Consider the following 14,829-nt stretch of genomic DNA (forward strand, 5'->3'; position numbering starts at 1 on the left):
CCACGCCATCGCCATGGAACCGACCGCTGCCGGCGCACGGACAACCCTCCCCGCTCCACCCCATACCCCAGGCGGTGCTGCATGACCGCCCACAGCACGACCCTCCTCGTCATCGCCAAGGAACCGCTCCCCGGGCTCGTGAAGACCCGGCTGACACCGCCCTACACCCCCTACGAAGCCGCCGAGCTGGCCGCGGCCTCGCTCGCCGACACGCTTGATGCCGTGCTCGCGGCGCCCGCGCGCAGGCGTGTCCTGGTGCTTGCCGGGCAGCCGGGGCCCTGGGTCCCTGCCGGGATCGAGGTGGTCCCGCAGTGCGCGGGGGGCCTGGACGAACGGCTCGCCGCGGCCTTCGCGGGGTGTACCGGGCCCGCCTTCCTTATCGGCATGGATACCCCCCAGGTCACGCCGGGCCTGCTCGCCCCCGCCCTCGGCCCCGACGCATGGCAGGACTGCGACGCCTGGTTCGGCCCCGCCGTCGACGGTGGATTCTGGGCGCTCGGCCTGGCCGAGCCCGACCCAAGCCTGCTGCGAGGCGTCCCCATGTCGAGCCCCGACACCGGCGCTGAGCAACGGGCCCGACTCACAGGCGCCGGCCTGCGGGTGCGCAACCTGCCCACCCTGCGCGACGTCGACACAGCCGACGACGCCGCCAAGGTCGCCGCGACAACACCAGCCAGCCGCTTCGCCACCACACTCACCCGCCTGGCCGCCGCAGCCGGACACACCAGCCCCGGCGGCAGCCGATGAGCACAGCACCCCCGGACACCGGCCTCCGCAACACAACAACCCCACCCACGCCCTGGCGTGCCGACCCCTACACCAACGCCCTGCGCAATGGCCACGGACCCCTCTTTCTGCGCCGTAGCGACGGGTGGTTGTTGCCGCTCGATGTTGAGCGCTGGTGCGCCAGTGCTGGTGCCGCGGATCTCTCCGCGTTGCGCCGCTGCGAGGGCAGCGTTCTTGACATCGGCTGCGGGCCCGGCCGTCTCGTGGCCGGGGCCGCGGCCCTGGGCCACCGCGTCCTGGGTGTCGACGTCAGCCAGGCAGCCGTCGACCACACGCTCCGGCTCGGCGGCACCGCGCTGCTCCGTTCCGTCTTCGACGCGCTTCCCGGCGAAGGCCGCTGGGGTACCGCCCTGCTCATGGACGGCAATCTGGGGATTGGTGGGGACCCCGGTGCCCTACTCGCTCGCGTTGGTCAACTCCTGGCAAGCAGGGGTCTGTTGATTGCCGAGACCGTGCCCGTCGACGTCGACGAACGGGTCGACGTGCACGTCGACGACGGGCGCGGCGCTCCCGGCGACTCCTTCCCCTGGGCCCGCCTCGGCACCCCCGCCCTGCTGCGCCACGCCCGTCCGCTCGGCTGGGACCCGGCCGCTCAGTGGACCACCGAGGGCCGTTCCTTCCTGGCGCTGCGCCGCGCTCGCCGCACCTGAAGCACCCGGCACAGACCGGACCCCGCGAACAGCGCGGCCGTGACGATCAGCCACCGTGTCAGGAAGGCATCAGCGGGGAGCCCGGTCGTGGACTCATAACGCTCCACCCGCCCGGTGATGAGCGGGAACCACACCAGCAACAGCAGTCCGGACAGGAAAGCCGGAACCCGTACGAAGTTGACCCACCCCCCGCGCCCCGCAGCCGTCCGCAGGGCACGGTCCGCGAGCGCGTACGCGGGCACGAACAGCAGATCGTGCACCAGCGCCGCGCCGACGAACCAGACCGCGATCAGCAGCCCGTCACCGCTCAGGAGGCGCACCCCCGCGTATCCCGCGAGCGCGAACGAGGCCAGCAGCAAAAGAAGTTGCAGCGGGCCCTCCCCGTACCACCGTCGCAATCGACGCACGAACCCGCTCATCACAGCTCCCCGAAAGTCAGCCGGGACACCCATTTGGTGTTGAGCACCCCTGGCGCGGCCGGAACGATGATCCGCGCCGGATAGCCGTGATCCGGCGACAGATCCGCGCCGTCCACCCACAGCGCGAGGAGGGAGCGCGGGTCGCGGACCTGGTTGTCGCGCAACGCGGCCTTGCGGAAGGCCCCGTGCCGTTGCAGGGACTCCACGAAGACACCCGGAGGGTCCTCCTCGTAGCCGGCAAGAGCCGCGAGGTCGCGCAGCCGCACCCCACTCCACCACTGGTCCGACGTCGACCACCCCTCCACGCACGCGATGGGCAACGCGGCACTGTGCAGAGGGAGTTGGAGCAAGTCGTCGCGGGACAGCCTGACCTCTCCCCGTGGGCCGCCGACGGACAGCCGCCACCCCTCGCCCCTGTCCCGCTGCCCCACCCCCACCTTCGCGGCCGTCTTGTTGATCTGGAAGCCGTTCGGCCCGCGCCCCGGGTCACCGCCGCCGTGCGGGGCGAACAGGGCGGTGTGGCGCAAGGGTCCGTCCACGTTCTGCCCAGCCGTCGTCACGAACAGCAGGGCGGAACCCGCGCCGACCATGCCGAGCGCTCCCCGCCGCGTCACGGTGGGTTCGGCGGGCGAGGGCGCGACCAGACCCTCCGCATCGGCGGGCTCCACACGCGGGTCCCGCAGCTGTTCCCGCCACCCCCGCTCCCGCAGAACCCGTACGACCTGGGGCAGGCGCAGCACGACATGGGCCACGAACGCGCCGAAGAACACCCAGGCGCCATAGAAGTGCAGCGGGTAGAACGACCCGGGGAAGAGGTACTCCAGCTGGACGTTGAGGACCCCGGTGACGAACTCGAACAGCGCGCCTCCGACCAGCAGAAGCAGCGACACCCGCTCAAGTGCGTGCCCCACCGACCGCGCCGGGGGCAGCGCGAAAAGCTTCGGGATCACCGACCACAGCTTCGCGAGCAGCACCGGGATCAGCGTGATGCCGACCGTCACGTGCAGGCCCTGGTTGAGGCGGTAGAGCCAGTGCGGGTCGGTCGGCCAGTCGAAGAGGTAGAAGCCGAGGAGCCCCTTGTCGGGTGTCTTGTCGTTGACGGGTGACAGGTCCGGGTTGTAAGCCGCGTACGACAGCAGGCCGGTCACGAACAGCACGGTGACACCGACGAGCAGGACGACACCGAGCACCGAGGTGAGCCAGGGCCCGCGCAGCGGACTGCGCCAGAAGCCGGGGTCGGCGGGAGAGGGGACGCGTGACGCTGGGGGCGTGGAGCGACGGAGCATGGAGCGGCGGGTCATGGAGCGACCGTAAGCCGGACCATGTGCTCGAACGGTCCCGCGACTCATGACGAAACGCTGACGTCGTGCCGCCGGGCCCGTTCACACCCGCCACCTGCGCCTACGGTGCAGACGTGAGCACCACGGAACGCACCGGCCGCCGCCGCGACCTGGCCGCCGCCGGGATCGCGGCGCTGCTCGTCGCCGCGGCCGTCGTCGTCGGCACGTCGATCGAGCACGCGGACGGCACACTGCACCTCAACTGGCCGCCCCTGTACGCCCGCTGGGACCCGCACATCGGGCCCGGCACCCCCGCCGCGCTCGCGGTCGCCGTCGCGGTGATCGCGTACGCCCCCGTCCTCGCCGCCCGCCTCTCCTGGCGGCCGCTCGTCCTGTCCGCATGGACCGCTTCGACGGCCTGGATCTGGTCGCTCGCGCTGATCGACGGCTGGCACCGGGGCGTCGCCGAGCGCCTCACCACCAAGTACGAATACCTCCAGGTCATCGACCGCTTCGAGGACATCCCCGCGACGCTGCGGGACTTCACCCGGCACATCCTCATCGACTCCCCCGGCCACTGGCCCGCCCACACCGCGGGCCATCCGCCCGGCGCCACCCTCACCTTCGTCCTCCTCGACCGCGTCGGCCTCGGGGGCGGCGCCTGGGCCGGAGCCTTCTGCATCACGGTGGGCAGCACCGCCGTGGCGGCCGTCCTGATCACCCTGCGCGCGCTGGCCGACGAAACGGTGGCCCGCCGTGCGGCGCCGTTCCTCGTCCTGGCGCCGGGCGCGATCTGGGTCGGCGCCTCGGCCGACGGCTATTTCGCCGCCGTCACCGCCTGGATGATCGCCCTGCTCACCCTTGCGGCGACGCGTGAAGCCCGCTTCCCCGTCGCCGCGGCCCTCGGTTCCGGCCTCCTGTTCGGCCTCATCTGCTACCTCTCGTACGGCCTGACGCTCTTCGCGCTCGTCGCCGCGGCCGTCCTGCTGATCACCCGCACCCCGCGGCCCCTGCCGTTCTTCCTGGCGGGGGCGGCGGTGGCCCCGCTCGTCTTCACCCTGGCGGGCTTCGACTGGTGGGAGGCGTACCGCCTGCTCGTCGAGCGCTATCACCAGGGGGCGGGCGGCATCAGGCCGTACGCCTACTTCGTCTGGGCCAACCTGGCCTGCACGGTGCTCGTGGTCGGCCTCGCGACGGTCGCGGGCCTGCGCAGGACGGTGAGGGCGGCGCCGGGTGCGGTCAGCCGCCTGTGGAGCGGGCGCACCACACCCGCCGACCGTTTGGCCGCCCTCGTCCTGGCCGCCCTCCTTGCGCTGCTTGCCGCCGATCTGTCGGGCATGAGCAAGGCGGAGACGGAACGCATCTGGCTGCCGTTCGCCACGTTCCTGCTCGCGGCGACCGCGTTTCTGCCGAAGGCCGGTCAGCGCCACTGGCTCGCCGCGCAGGCCGTACTGGCGCTCTTGGTGAATCACCTGCTGTTCACGGGCTGGTGAGAGCGCGGCGCCCGCCGGCTTCGCCGCCGTCCCGCCATTTCCTAAGGTGCGGGTATGCACAGAACAACCTCCCGCCCCGCCGCTCTCCGGCCTCGCGGCAGCCGTCTGCCGGTATCCGCCCCGAAGGGAGGCGCCGCGTGACCCTCAACCAGTTGCGGGCCTTCGTCGAGGCCGAACGGCTCGGGTCCTTCACCGCCGCCGCGCAGGCCATGGACATCGCCCAGGCATCCGCCTCCGAGCTGGTCCGGCGCCTGGAGGCGGAGCTGGACGCGGAGCTGTTCCTGCGCGGCAGCCGCACCCTGACCCTGACCGCCGCCGGGTGCGAACTCCTCCCGTACGCGCAAGAGGCGCTCGAAGCGGCGGACAGCGGGACCCGGGCCGTGCACTCCCTGGGGTCGCTCGGCGGCGGCACCGCCACCTTCGGGGTGCTGCGCAACGCCGACTACTACCTGCTCTCCAACCTCGTGCAGATGTTCCACGCCCGGTATCCGGCGGTCCGCGTACGGCTCGTGGGCCAGAACTCCGCCGAGACCGCGTCGGCCGTCGCGGAGGGGCGGATCGAGGCAGGTCTCGTCATCCTGCCCATCGACGACGAGGGGCTCGCCATCACTCCGCTCATGCGGGACGAGGTGCGTTACGTCAGCGCGAGCGCCGAACGCACCAGCGAGCCCGTGACCATCGAGGCGTTCTGCCGTGCGCCGCTCGTGCTGTACGACGCGCACTACGGCTGGAAGGACCCGACCCGGCGTCAGCTCGCCGAGCGCGCCCAGCTCGCCGGAGCCCGTATCGATCCCCTCATCGAGCTCGAACACGTCGAAGCGGCGCTGAAGTTGGCGGCGACCGGCGTCGGCGACACGATCGCGAGCCGGGCGGTGATCGACAGCCCCAGGTTCCCCGCCGGACTGCACACCGCGCCCTTCGCCGAACCCCTCTACGACACCATCGCGCTCGTCAGGCGTCGCGGCCGCCCCCTGTCCCGCGCCACCCGGGAGCTCGCCCGCCTCGCCGAGGACACGATCCGCGAGATCGGCAACGGCCTGCTGTCCTGATCTGCCCCCTCCCAGACAGACCCACAGGAAAACCCTGTGGGAGGCGCAGGAATCGCCCCTCTAGTCCTGTGACCCACGCGCATCTACGGTCCCGGTTATGCAGATCACGCACGACGAACAGAAGACCCTCGCTCCCTTCCAGTGGCTCAAGAAGCCGGAGGTCGACGGTCCCCCCGCCCAGCGCGACCCCAAGGTGGTCGAGCGCGTCTCCCAGATGCTGAAGGAGATCGAGAGCAAGGGCATGGACGCGGTCCGCGCCTACGGACAGGAGCTCGACGGTTGGTCCGGCGACCTGGAGATCAGCGCCACCGAGCTGAAGAAGTCGGGCGACGCGCTGCCCGCCGACGTCCGTACCGCCCTGGAGATGGGCTACGAGCGCACCCACCGCTTCGCCTCCGCGCAGCGCGAGCACCTGACCGACTTCGAGGTCGAGATCGCCCCCGGAGTGGCGGGCGGCCAGCGCTACGTCCCGGTGTCCCGGGTCGGCGCCTACCTCCCGGCGGGCCGGTTCCCGCTCCTCGCCAGCGCCTTCATGACCGTGGGCGTCGCCAAGACGGCCGGTGTCCCCACCGTGGTGGCGTGCACCCCGCCGTCGGGTGAGCACGGTGCCCACCCGGCCGTGCTCTACGGCGCCTACCTGTCCAAGGCCGACCGCGTCTTCGCCGTGGGCGGCGTCCAGGCTCTCGGCGCGATGGCCTTCGGTCTGCTCGGCGAGGCCCCCGTCGACATGCTGGTCGGCGCCGGCAACGCCTTCGTCACGGAGGCCAAGCGGCAGCTCTTCGGGCAGGTCGGCATCGACCTCCTCGCAGGACCCTCCGAGGTCGCCGTCCTCGCCGACGACACCGCCGACCCGGTCTGGGTCGCCGCGGACCTGCTCGGCCAGGCCGAGCACGGCCCGAACTCCCCGGCCGCCCTGATCACCACCTCGGAGAAGCTGGGCCGGGCGGTCGTCGCCGAGATGGACCGCCAGCTGGAGACCCTCGCCACCCGTGACATCGCCGGACCCGCGTGGCGGGACTTCGGCTCCGTCATCGTCGTACGCGACCGGGACGAGGCCGTCGCCGTGTCGGACATCCTCGGCCCGGAGCACCTGGAGATCCAGACGGAGGACGACGACTTCTACCTCCAGAACCTCACCAACTACGGCTCGGTCTTCCTGGGCCCCTGGTCCACCGTCGCCTACTCCGACAAGGGCATCGCCGGCACGAACCACGTGCTGCCGACCGGCAAGACCTCCCGCTACAACGCGGGCCTCTCGGTCTCCCGCTTCCTCAAGCCCCTCACGTACCAGCGGGCCGTCAAGGAGGGCACCGCTTCCCTGGCACCCGCCGTCGAACGCATCTCCGCCTTCGAGGGCCTCGCCGCCCACGGCGCCACCGCCACGATCCGCATCGACCGGATCGGCCGCACCTCCGGCGCCTTCGACGCCGTCCCCGAAGCGCTGCGCGAGCAGCTCTGATCCAGTCCCGCGCCTCGCCCCCGTGCCCCCTGCGGCCGGGGGCGAGGGGGTCCGGCGCCCGGAGCCTCACGCTCCGGTTCCGTCCGGTCCCCGGGCCGCCGCCGGCGTCACCTGCCCGCGACGAGTGAGTACCGTCCCGTACCAAGGGCACCCGCGCTCCCACTCCCCGAGGATCTCCCCATGCACCACCCCTCCCCAGACCCGGCCCCCACGGCCACGGGCCCCGCCCTGCAACAGGGGCTCAAGGGCCGCCAGATCACCATGATCTCCATCGGCGGCGTCATCGGGGCCGGCCTCTTCGTCGGCTCGTCCACCGCCGTCGCGGCCGCCGGGCCCGCCGTACTGATCTCGTTCCTGCTGGCCGCCGCCCTGGTGGTGCTCGTCATGCAGATGCTCGGGGAGATGGCCGTCGCCCACCCCGACACCGGTTCGTTCTCCACGTACGCGGACCGCGCCCTCGGCCGCTGGGCGGGCTTCTCCATCGGGTGGCTGTACTGGTGGTTCTACATCCTCGTCATTCCCATCGAGGCCATCGCCGCGGGCGAGGTCATCGCGGGTCTCACCGCCATCCCGAGCTGGATTCCGGCGCTCGCCATGATCGCCCTCCTCGCGGGCAGCAACCTCCTCGCCGTCCGCAACTACGGCGAGTTCGAGTACTGGTTCGCGCTCCTGAAGGTCATCGCGATCGTCGCCTTCCTCGTGCTCGGCGCGCTCGCGATCTTCGGGGTGCTTCCCGGTTCGGACGCCCACGGCGTCTCGCACCTGTGGAGCGACGGCGGCTTCGCGCCCAAGGGCGGCGTGGCCGTGCTCGCCGGACTGCTCACGGCGATGTTCAGCTTCCAGGGCAGCGAGATCGTCACGATCGCCGCCGCCGAGTCCGAGGAACCGAAGAAGAACATCAAGAAGGCCGTACGCGCCGTCGTGTGGCGCCTGGGACTCTTCTACGTCGGCTCGATCTTCGTCGTGGTGAGCCTGGTGCCGTGGAACTCCGACGCTCTCGCCGACGGCTCCTACCAAGCGGTCCTCGACGTGATGAACATTCCGGGCGCCGGACGGATCATGGACGTGGTCCTCGTCGTGGCCGTGAGCAGCTGCCTCAACTCGGCCATCTACACCGCGTCGCGCATGGCCTTCTCGCTGGCCCGCCGCCAGGACGCCCCGGCCGCGCTCGCCGCCACATCGGCGTCCGGCGTGCCCCGTAACGCGGTGCTCGCCTCGACCGTCATCGGCGTCGCCGCGGTGATCGCCAACTACCTGCTGCCGAGCGTCTTCACGTATCTCATCGCGTCCAGCGGTGCGATCGCCCTGATGATGTACATGGTCATCGCCATCACCCAGTACGCCACCCGGCGCAAGGAGCCGCAGCCGACCGAGGTGCGGATGTGGGCGTTCCCCTATCTGACGCTTGCCACGATCGCGTTCATCGCCGGTGTCCTCGTCCTGATGGCGGTCCTGCCCGGCCACCGCCTCGAACTGTGGCTCTCCCTCGCCCTGGCCGCGGTCCTGGTCACCGTGGGAGTCCTGCGCCAGCGGCGGCACGGCGACCGGCCCGGCGGTGAGACCGGCGATACCGGCGACCCCGGCGTCAGTACCGGCGCCATGACCGGTCAGCGGTAAGAAGTCAGGGGAGCCTGGCGTGCGTCGCCCGGGGCACGAACTCGGTCGGCAGGACGAGGCGTTCACCCTTGGGGTCGGCGTCACCGTCGATGCGCCGCACCAGCAGCCGCGCCGCCTGACGCGAAAGTTCCCGCAGGTCGTGCCGGACCGTGGTCAGCCGGAACACCTCCCAGGCCGCCATGGGGAGGTCGTCGAAGCCGATCACGGTCAGGTCGTGGGGAACCCGGAGCCCGGCCGCGAGCGCCGCGTTCAGGACACCGATGGCGACCACGTCGTTGCCGCAGAAGACCGCGGTGGGCGTCTGCGCCGCGTCGAGCAGCCGCGGCAGCGCCTGATACCCCGTCTCGTACTCGAAGGCGCCGCGCGCCACCCGGTCCTCGGGCAGTCCGATGCCCGCGTCGGCCAGGGCGAGGCGGAAACCCAGCTCGCGCTCGCGTCCGGTGGTCGTGTTGCCCGCGCCGAAGATGCCCGCGATGCGCCGGTGCCCGAGCTCGGCGAGCGTGTGGGCGACCAGACGTCCGCCGCCCTCGTTGTCGACGACCGAGGCGTAGTCGCCGCGGCCGCCCGTGTCGCGGTTGAGGAAGACGTACGGCATGCCGCGGCGGTCGAGCTGCGCCGGGAGGCCGGAGTCGGTGGTGGCCGTCGCGAGCACCACGCCGTCCAGGGACTGGTCCAGGAGCTTCTCCTCGGCGACCGCCTCGTCGGAGCGCTCGGTGAGCAGCATCATCCGGTAGCCGAGGAGTTGCAGCTCGTCGTGCAGGGGTGCGATGACATGCGGGTAGAACGGGTTCGTCAGGTCGGTCACGATCACCCCGATACGGCGGGTGGACCGGGTCGACAGCGTGCGGCCCGCCTCGCTGGGCACATAGTTCAGGGCCTGCGCCGCCTGCCGGACCTTCTCGCGGGTCGCCGCGGACACCCGGCTGTCGTCCCGCAGGGCGCGGGAGACGGTCGGCTGCGAGACGCCGGCCAGCCTCGCCACATCGTGACTCGTGATCGCCATCGGCCCTCTCCTCGTCGCCCGGCGCGCCCCTCCGACGGCCTGCATCTCAGTATACGTATGCCATACCCCTTGACATTGGACAGCGCAGAACCTGTCATGGAATGCATACGTATTCCATTCGGAGGAGCAGCCATGAACGATGTCGTCGTGTCCACCGCCGAGCTGGGGCGTCGCACGGTTCGCCGCAGCGACTTCGTCTCCTGCAACCAGGCTTTCATCGACTGCCGCACACCGGGCTCGGACCGGAAGGAGAACTACGCGATGATCGGGCCCGGCGTCTCGCAGGCCGCGGGCCAGCACGTCAATCTCCGCCTTCCGCACGGCTACAACATCGGTGCGGCCGCCATGCCGCACGGCATCACCAACAATCTCCACCTGCACTACACCGCCGAGGTGTTCGTCTGCACCGAGGGCGAGTACCTCCTTCGCTGGGGCGCCGACGGCACCGAGGGCGAGCTCCTGCTCAAGGCCGGGGACATCGCCTCCATCCCGACCTGGATCTTCCGCGGCTTCACCAACACCGGGCCCGACGACGGCTGGATGTTCACCGTCCTCGGCATGGACCACACCGGCGGCATCATCTGGGGCCCGTCGGTCCTGCGCGAGGCCGAGGGCCACGGCCTGTACCTGACCGCCGACAACAAGCTGATCGACACGGTCGCCGGTGACGAGATCGAGCCCGGCACCGAGCTGACCGAGCCGATGACCCAGGAGTACATCGACCGCCTTCGCCACTACAGCGTCGACGAGATGAAGCGCCGCGTCGCGGCAGGGGACGAACTGGTCTGGTCCGAGCGGCCGTTCCTCGACAGCACCCTGCCGGGCGGCGGGGTACAGCTGAGCTGCGTCATCGGGTACGGCATGACCGAGGACCTGCACCAGGAACCCCGCATCTTCAACCCGCACGGCCACAACGTCGCCTGGCTGCGAGCCGAACCGGGCCAGGGTGTGTCCCTGCACCGCCAGCACGAGACGCAGACGCTGATCGTCAAGGACGGGGAGTGGGAGATCACCCTCAACCGCGCCGACCCCGTCTCCGTACGCCTGGGCCCGCGGGACATGCTCTCTGTGCCGCAGGACGCCTGGCGCACCCTGCGCAACGTGGGCGACGAGCGGGGCGACCTCATGGTCGTCAACTCCGGCGACGGCCGCGTCCGCCTGGACTGGGACGAGGAGGTCTCCAAGGCCGCCGCCGACGCGGGCCTCGGCGTCGACCACAACGGCTACGTGGCGCCGTACGCACTGCTCCCCCGCTCCGCGCGCCGCTGGTGACCGCCGTGCCCCGCGTCGAGTCGCCGTCCGGACAGCTGCCGCTGGTGGTGGTCCCCGGCATGCTGTGCGACCCGAGCCTGTGGTCGGAGGTGGACTTCCCCGACGGCCACCCGGTCCAGCACGTCGAACTGGGCGAGCCGGACATCGGGGCCCTGGCCGACGACCTGCTGTCCTCGGTCTCCGGCCCGTTCGTCGTGGTCGGGCTCAGCCTCGGCGCCATCGTCGCGTTCGAGGCGCTGCGGCGGTCCCCGGAGCGGATCGCCGGGCTCTGCGTCATGTCGACGAACGCGGGAGCGCCCCGGCCCGAACAGTACGCGGCCTGGCGTGCGATGGACGGCCTGATCGCCGACGGCAGGTTCGCGGACGTCGTCGAGCAGACACTGCCCGGCATGTTCCCCGACCCCCGGCCGCCGAGCGAGTCGGCCGAGCGCTACCGCCGTATGGCACACGCCGTGGGACCCGAGGCGGCGCGCGCCCAGCTCGCCTCCCAGGCCACGCGCCGGGACGCGGTCGACGCCCTGCGCGGAGCGCATTGCCCGGCCCTGGTCCTGTCGGGGACCCAGGACGCGCTGTGCCCGCCGGACTTCCACCGGACGATCGCGCGGGCCCTGCCGGACGCCGAGCTGCGCGAAGTGCCCGGGGCCGGACACCTGTTGCCCTGGCAGCGGCCCGCCGCCGTCACCGCCGCGCTGCGGGACCTGCTGGCGCGCGTACGGGAGACCCGGCCGTAGGCCGCCCGTGCCCGGCCGCACATCTCAATGAACGAACAACCGCCCCCCTTTTTTGAAGCCCGAGTTCTTCGAAGCCCGAGAAAGAGAGCCCTCATGCCTCGTTTCCTCAAGTCCCCCGTACCCGCGGGCACGGTGAACGCCGCCCGTGCGGATGTCGCGGACCGCGTCAGCGCCATCCTCGACGACATCCGCAGCCGGGGTGACGAAGCGGTCCGTCAGTACTCCGAGAAGTTCGACGACTGGAGCCCGGAGTCCTTCCGGCTGTCCCCGGACGAGATCAGGAAGATCGTCGCCGATGTGCCGGAGACGGTCCTGGACGACATCCGCTTCGTACAGGAGCAGGTGCGCACGTTCGCGCGGGCACAGCGCGACTCGCTGCACGACGTGGAGATCGAGACCCTGCCCGGTGTCCGCCTCGGGCATCGGCACGTCCCCGTCGCGGGCGCCGGCGCCTACGTGCCGGGCGGGCGCTACCCGCTGACCGCGTCCGCGCACATGACGATCGTGACGGCGAAGGTGGCGGGCGTGGAGCGCGTCGCGGCCTGCACGCCGCCGATCCGGGGCGAGATACCCGCCGCGACGGTCGCCGCCATGCATCTGGCCGGGGCCGACGAGATCCACCTCCTCGGCGGCGTCCAGGCCGTGGCCGCCCTGGCCATCGGCACCGAGACCGTCGGCCGGGTGCCGCTGATCGCCGGGCCGGGCAACGCGTACGTCGCCGAGGCCAAGCGGCAGTTGTTCGGCGAGGTCGGCATCGACCTGTTCGCGGGCCCGACGGAGATCCTGGTGATCGCCGACGAGAACGCCGACCCGTTCGTGGTGGCCGTCGACCTCCTCTCCCAGGCCGAGCACGGCCCGGACTCCCCCGCGGTGCTCGTCACCACGTCCGAGCAGCTGGGTCGCGAGGTCGAGCGCCACATCGAGCGACTGCTTCCCGGCATGCCGACCAAGGACTTCGCGGAGCCCGCCTGGCGCGACCACGGTGAGATCGTCGTGGCGGACTCCCTGGACGAGGCCTTCGAGATCGCGGACTCCTACGCCAGCGAACACGTCGAGGTCCTGACGGAGAACCCGCGTCAGGCGCTGGACAAGATGCGCGACTACGGCGCGCTGTTCCTCGGGGAAGGCACCTGCGTCTCGTACGGGGACAAGGTCATCGGCACCAACCACGTCCTGCCGACGCGGGGCGCCGCGCGCTACACCGGCGGCCTGTGGGTGGGCAAGTACCTCAAGACCGTCACCTACCAAGAGGTCACGGACACCGCGTCGTCCGCGCTGCTGGGCGAGGTGTGCGGGCGCGCCGCGCGTGTCGAGCTGTTCGAGGGACACGCCCGCTCCGGCGACGTACGGGCGGCCAAGTACGGCGACGGCACGCTGCCGTGGCACACCGAGAACGCCGAGGCGGACGCATGAGCGGCGCCACGGCACCGCTGGCCGGGCGCACCGCGCTGGTCAGCGGGGGCGGCAGCGGACTCGGCGCCGCCATCACCCGCGCCCTGCTCGCGGACGGGGCCCGGGTGGTGATCACCGGCCGCAACGAGCAGGCCCTGAAGGAGACCGCCGAACGCCTTGGCCCTGACGTGGTCCACCGGGTCTGCGACGTGTCCAGGCCCGAGGACGTCGAGGCGCTCGCCGCGAGCCTCGCGGACGAGGAGATCTCGGTCCTCGTCAACAACGCCGGGATCGCGGGACCGGTGGCGCCCTTGACGGAGATCTCTGCCCGGGACTGGGACGAGGTGTTCGACGTGAACGTCCGCGGGGTGTTCCTGATGTGCCGGGCCTTCCTGCCGGCCATGACGGCGCGGGGCGCGGGTGATGTCGTGAACATCGCCTCGGTGTCGGGCAAGCGGCCGCTGCTGCGGCGTACGCCCTACTGCGCCTCCAAGATGGCGGTCATCGGCCTGACCACCACCCTCGCGGGCGAGGTCGGGCCCTCGGGGGTGACGGTCAACTCCCTTTCCCCCGGGCCGGTTTCGGGCCCGCGGATGGAGCGGAACTTCAGGCTGGAGGCGGAACGCACCGGCGGCAGCTATGCGGAGGCCGAAGAGGCGTTCGTGTCGCGGTCGGCCCTCGGCCGGATGGTCACCGAGGAAGAAGTCGGCGCGGCGGTCACCGCGATGCTCCGGATGCCGGGGCTGTGCGGCGCCGACATCGACCTCTCGGCGGGGATGGTGGCGCGGTGACGGCGGGAGAGGCCACGACCGCCGGGGGCGGGCGGCGGTCCCTCAAGGAACGGCTCGCGGCGGGCGAGCGGCTGTACGGCGCGCTGCTGCGGCTCCCCTCGGAGACCTTGGTGGAGATGGCGGGGGTCGCGGGCCTGGACTACGTGGTCATCGACTGCGAGCACGGCCCGGCGGACACGGCGCTCCTCCAGCACCATCTGACGGCCGCGGCCGCGCAGGGCATCGAAGTCCTCGTACGCGTGGGCACGTCCGAACCCGCCCTCGCCCTGCGCTGCCTGGACCTGGGGGCCGCGGGGATCATCCATCCGCACGTCGACGACGCGCAGGACGCGCGGCGGGCGGTGGCCTCGGTCCACTATCCGCCCCTGGGAGGACGGGGGTTCGCGACGTACAGCAGAGCGGGCCGCTTCGGCACGGTCTCCGCCGCCGAGCACGTGGCCGCGTCGCGAGAAGCCCTGGTGGCGGTGATGATCGAGACGGAGCGGGCCTGTGCCGCCGCGCCGGAGATCGCCGCGACACCGGGGGTGGACGCGGTCCTGGTGGGCCCGGCCGACCTGGCGGCGGACTGTGGATTTCCGGCGCAGGAGGTGGTCGACGCGCTCGTCACGCAGGCCCACCGGGATGTCCGTGCGGCGGGCAGGACCGTGATGTCGATCGTGCCGGACGTCGAGGGCGCGCGGGCCGCCGGGCGGTCGGGGGCCCAACTGGTGCTCTACAACATGGCCCAGGTCCTGATGGACACCTACCGGTCCCTCGCGACGCCCACACCGGGCGAGGGGCAGGGCCGGCGCGCATGACGCCGCGCGGCCGTGCACGACTCCTCCGATCTTCGCGGATCGCCTCCGGTCTCCGCGGATCGCCTCGGAGGAGTGTGCCCGGCCGCGCCC

14 protein-coding genes are annotated in these 14,829 nt (G+C 71.8%); 11 read left to right on the plus strand and 3 right to left on the minus strand.

Going from position 1 to position 14,829, the window contains the following annotated elements; all coding sequences use genetic code 11:
- Positions 1 to 81 precede the first annotated feature (81 nt).
- On the plus strand, positions 82 to 747 hold the full coding sequence (locus tag AB0I66_RS10840; protein ID WP_363207426.1) for a DUF2064 domain-containing protein: 666 nt from the start codon (positions 82 to 84) through the stop codon (positions 745 to 747).
- On the plus strand, positions 744 to 1,436 hold the full coding sequence (locus AB0I66_RS10845; RefSeq protein WP_363207427.1) for a class I SAM-dependent methyltransferase: 693 nt from the start codon (positions 744 to 746) through the stop codon (positions 1,434 to 1,436). Before AB0I66_RS10840 ends, AB0I66_RS10845 begins: the two co-directional genes overlap by 4 nt.
- On the opposite strand, the gene AB0I66_RS10850 is transcribed toward AB0I66_RS10845, so the two are convergent.
- Both AB0I66_RS10850 and AB0I66_RS10855 read right to left on the minus strand, forming a co-directional pair.
- Positions 1,379 to 1,855, minus strand: a complete 477-nt coding sequence (locus AB0I66_RS10850; RefSeq protein WP_363207428.1) for a hypothetical protein — start codon at positions 1,853 to 1,855, stop codon at positions 1,379 to 1,381. The two genes, AB0I66_RS10845 and AB0I66_RS10850, sit on opposite strands and share 58 nt — an antisense overlap.
- On the minus strand, positions 1,855 to 3,141 hold the full coding sequence (locus tag AB0I66_RS10855) for a molybdopterin-dependent oxidoreductase (RefSeq protein WP_363207874.1): 1,287 nt from the start codon (positions 3,139 to 3,141) through the stop codon (positions 1,855 to 1,857). The genes AB0I66_RS10850 and AB0I66_RS10855 overlap by 1 nt, the downstream gene beginning before the upstream one ends.
- A 128-nt stretch (positions 3,142 to 3,269) precedes the next feature.
- Here AB0I66_RS10855 and AB0I66_RS10860 point away from each other — a divergent pair, with 128 nt between their 5' ends.
- The 4 genes from AB0I66_RS10860 (at position 3,270) to AB0I66_RS10875 (ending at position 8,753) form a co-directional block, all read left to right on the plus strand.
- A complete protein-coding gene (locus tag AB0I66_RS10860; RefSeq protein WP_363207429.1) occupies positions 3,270 to 4,628 on the plus strand; it encodes a hypothetical protein in 1,359 nt (452 codons plus the stop codon).
- Positions 4,629 to 4,765: 137 nt separating this feature from the next.
- Positions 4,766 to 5,677: a LysR family transcriptional regulator gene (locus tag AB0I66_RS10865; protein ID WP_363207430.1), complete on the plus strand. Its 912-nt coding sequence runs from the start codon at positions 4,766 to 4,768 to the stop codon at positions 5,675 to 5,677.
- Positions 5,678 to 5,774: 97 nt separating this feature from the next.
- Positions 5,775 to 7,136, plus strand: a complete 1,362-nt coding sequence (gene hisD / locus AB0I66_RS10870) for a histidinol dehydrogenase (protein WP_363207431.1) — start codon at positions 5,775 to 5,777, stop codon at positions 7,134 to 7,136.
- Between the two features lie 180 nt (positions 7,137 to 7,316).
- The gene (locus AB0I66_RS10875) at positions 7,317 to 8,753 is read left to right on the plus strand and encodes an amino acid permease (protein WP_363207432.1); all 1,437 of its coding nucleotides are present in this window, start codon (positions 7,317 to 7,319) and stop codon (positions 8,751 to 8,753) included.
- 4 nt (positions 8,754 to 8,757) lie between these two features.
- On the opposite strand, the gene AB0I66_RS10880 is transcribed toward AB0I66_RS10875, so the two are convergent.
- A complete protein-coding gene (locus tag AB0I66_RS10880; RefSeq protein WP_363207433.1) occupies positions 8,758 to 9,756 on the minus strand; it encodes a LacI family DNA-binding transcriptional regulator in 999 nt (332 codons plus the stop codon).
- Between the two features lie 132 nt (positions 9,757 to 9,888).
- On the opposite strand from AB0I66_RS10880, the gene AB0I66_RS10885 reads away from it, so the two are divergent.
- The 5 genes from AB0I66_RS10885 (at position 9,889) to AB0I66_RS10905 (ending at position 14,739) form a co-directional block, all read left to right on the plus strand.
- Complete coding sequence (locus AB0I66_RS10885; protein WP_363207434.1) at positions 9,889 to 11,028, plus strand: cupin domain-containing protein; 1,140 nt, start codon at positions 9,889 to 9,891, stop codon at positions 11,026 to 11,028.
- A 5-nt stretch (positions 11,029 to 11,033) separates the two neighbouring features.
- Positions 11,034 to 11,759 carry an alpha/beta fold hydrolase gene (locus tag AB0I66_RS10890; protein ID WP_363207435.1) on the plus strand — a complete coding sequence of 242 codons (726 nt, stop codon included), beginning with the start codon at positions 11,034 to 11,036 and terminating at the stop codon, positions 11,757 to 11,759.
- Positions 11,760 to 11,852: 93 nt separating this feature from the next.
- Positions 11,853 to 13,172: a histidinol dehydrogenase gene (gene hisD, locus AB0I66_RS10895; protein WP_363207436.1), complete on the plus strand. Its 1,320-nt coding sequence runs from the start codon at positions 11,853 to 11,855 to the stop codon at positions 13,170 to 13,172.
- Entirely contained in the window at positions 13,169 to 13,942 is a 774-nt protein-coding gene (locus AB0I66_RS10900; protein WP_363207437.1) for an SDR family oxidoreductase, read from the plus strand. Before hisD (AB0I66_RS10895) ends, AB0I66_RS10900 begins: the two co-directional genes overlap by 4 nt.
- Positions 13,939 to 14,739, plus strand: coding sequence for an aldolase/citrate lyase family protein (locus AB0I66_RS10905; RefSeq protein ID WP_363207438.1), 801 nt, complete (start codon positions 13,939 to 13,941; stop codon positions 14,737 to 14,739). The genes AB0I66_RS10900 and AB0I66_RS10905 overlap by 4 nt, the downstream gene beginning before the upstream one ends.
- The last annotated feature ends 90 nt before the right edge of the window (positions 14,740 to 14,829 follow it).

This window comes from Streptomyces sp. NPDC050439, assembly GCF_040655335.1.
Lineage (GTDB): Bacteria > Actinomycetota > Actinomycetes > Streptomycetales > Streptomycetaceae > Streptomyces.

Bases quoted from the DNA above. Each gene is read 5' to 3' on its own strand.
- AB0I66_RS10840 (WP_363207426.1), top strand. From the start codon at position 82: ATGACCGCCCACAGCACGACCCTCCTCGTCATCGCCAAGGAACCGCTC.
- AB0I66_RS10845 (WP_363207427.1), top strand. From the start codon at position 744: ATGAGCACAGCACCCCCGGACACCGGCCTCCGCAACACAACAACCCCA.
- AB0I66_RS10850 (WP_363207428.1), bottom strand. From the start codon at position 1,855: ATGAGCGGGTTCGTGCGTCGATTGCGACGGTGGTACGGGGAGGGCCCG.
- AB0I66_RS10855 (WP_363207874.1), bottom strand. From the start codon at position 3,141: ATGCTCCGTCGCTCCACGCCCCCAGCGTCACGCGTCCCCTCTCCCGCC.
- hisD (WP_363207431.1), top strand. From the start codon at position 5,775: ATGCAGATCACGCACGACGAACAGAAGACCCTCGCTCCCTTCCAGTGG.
- AB0I66_RS10875 (WP_363207432.1), top strand. From the start codon at position 7,317: ATGCACCACCCCTCCCCAGACCCGGCCCCCACGGCCACGGGCCCCGCC.
- AB0I66_RS10880 (WP_363207433.1), bottom strand. From the start codon at position 9,756: ATGGCGATCACGAGTCACGATGTGGCGAGGCTGGCCGGCGTCTCGCAG.
- AB0I66_RS10885 (WP_363207434.1), top strand. From the start codon at position 9,889: ATGAACGATGTCGTCGTGTCCACCGCCGAGCTGGGGCGTCGCACGGTT.
- hisD (WP_363207436.1), top strand. From the start codon at position 11,853: ATGCCTCGTTTCCTCAAGTCCCCCGTACCCGCGGGCACGGTGAACGCC.
- AB0I66_RS10900 (WP_363207437.1), top strand. From the start codon at position 13,169: ATGAGCGGCGCCACGGCACCGCTGGCCGGGCGCACCGCGCTGGTCAGC.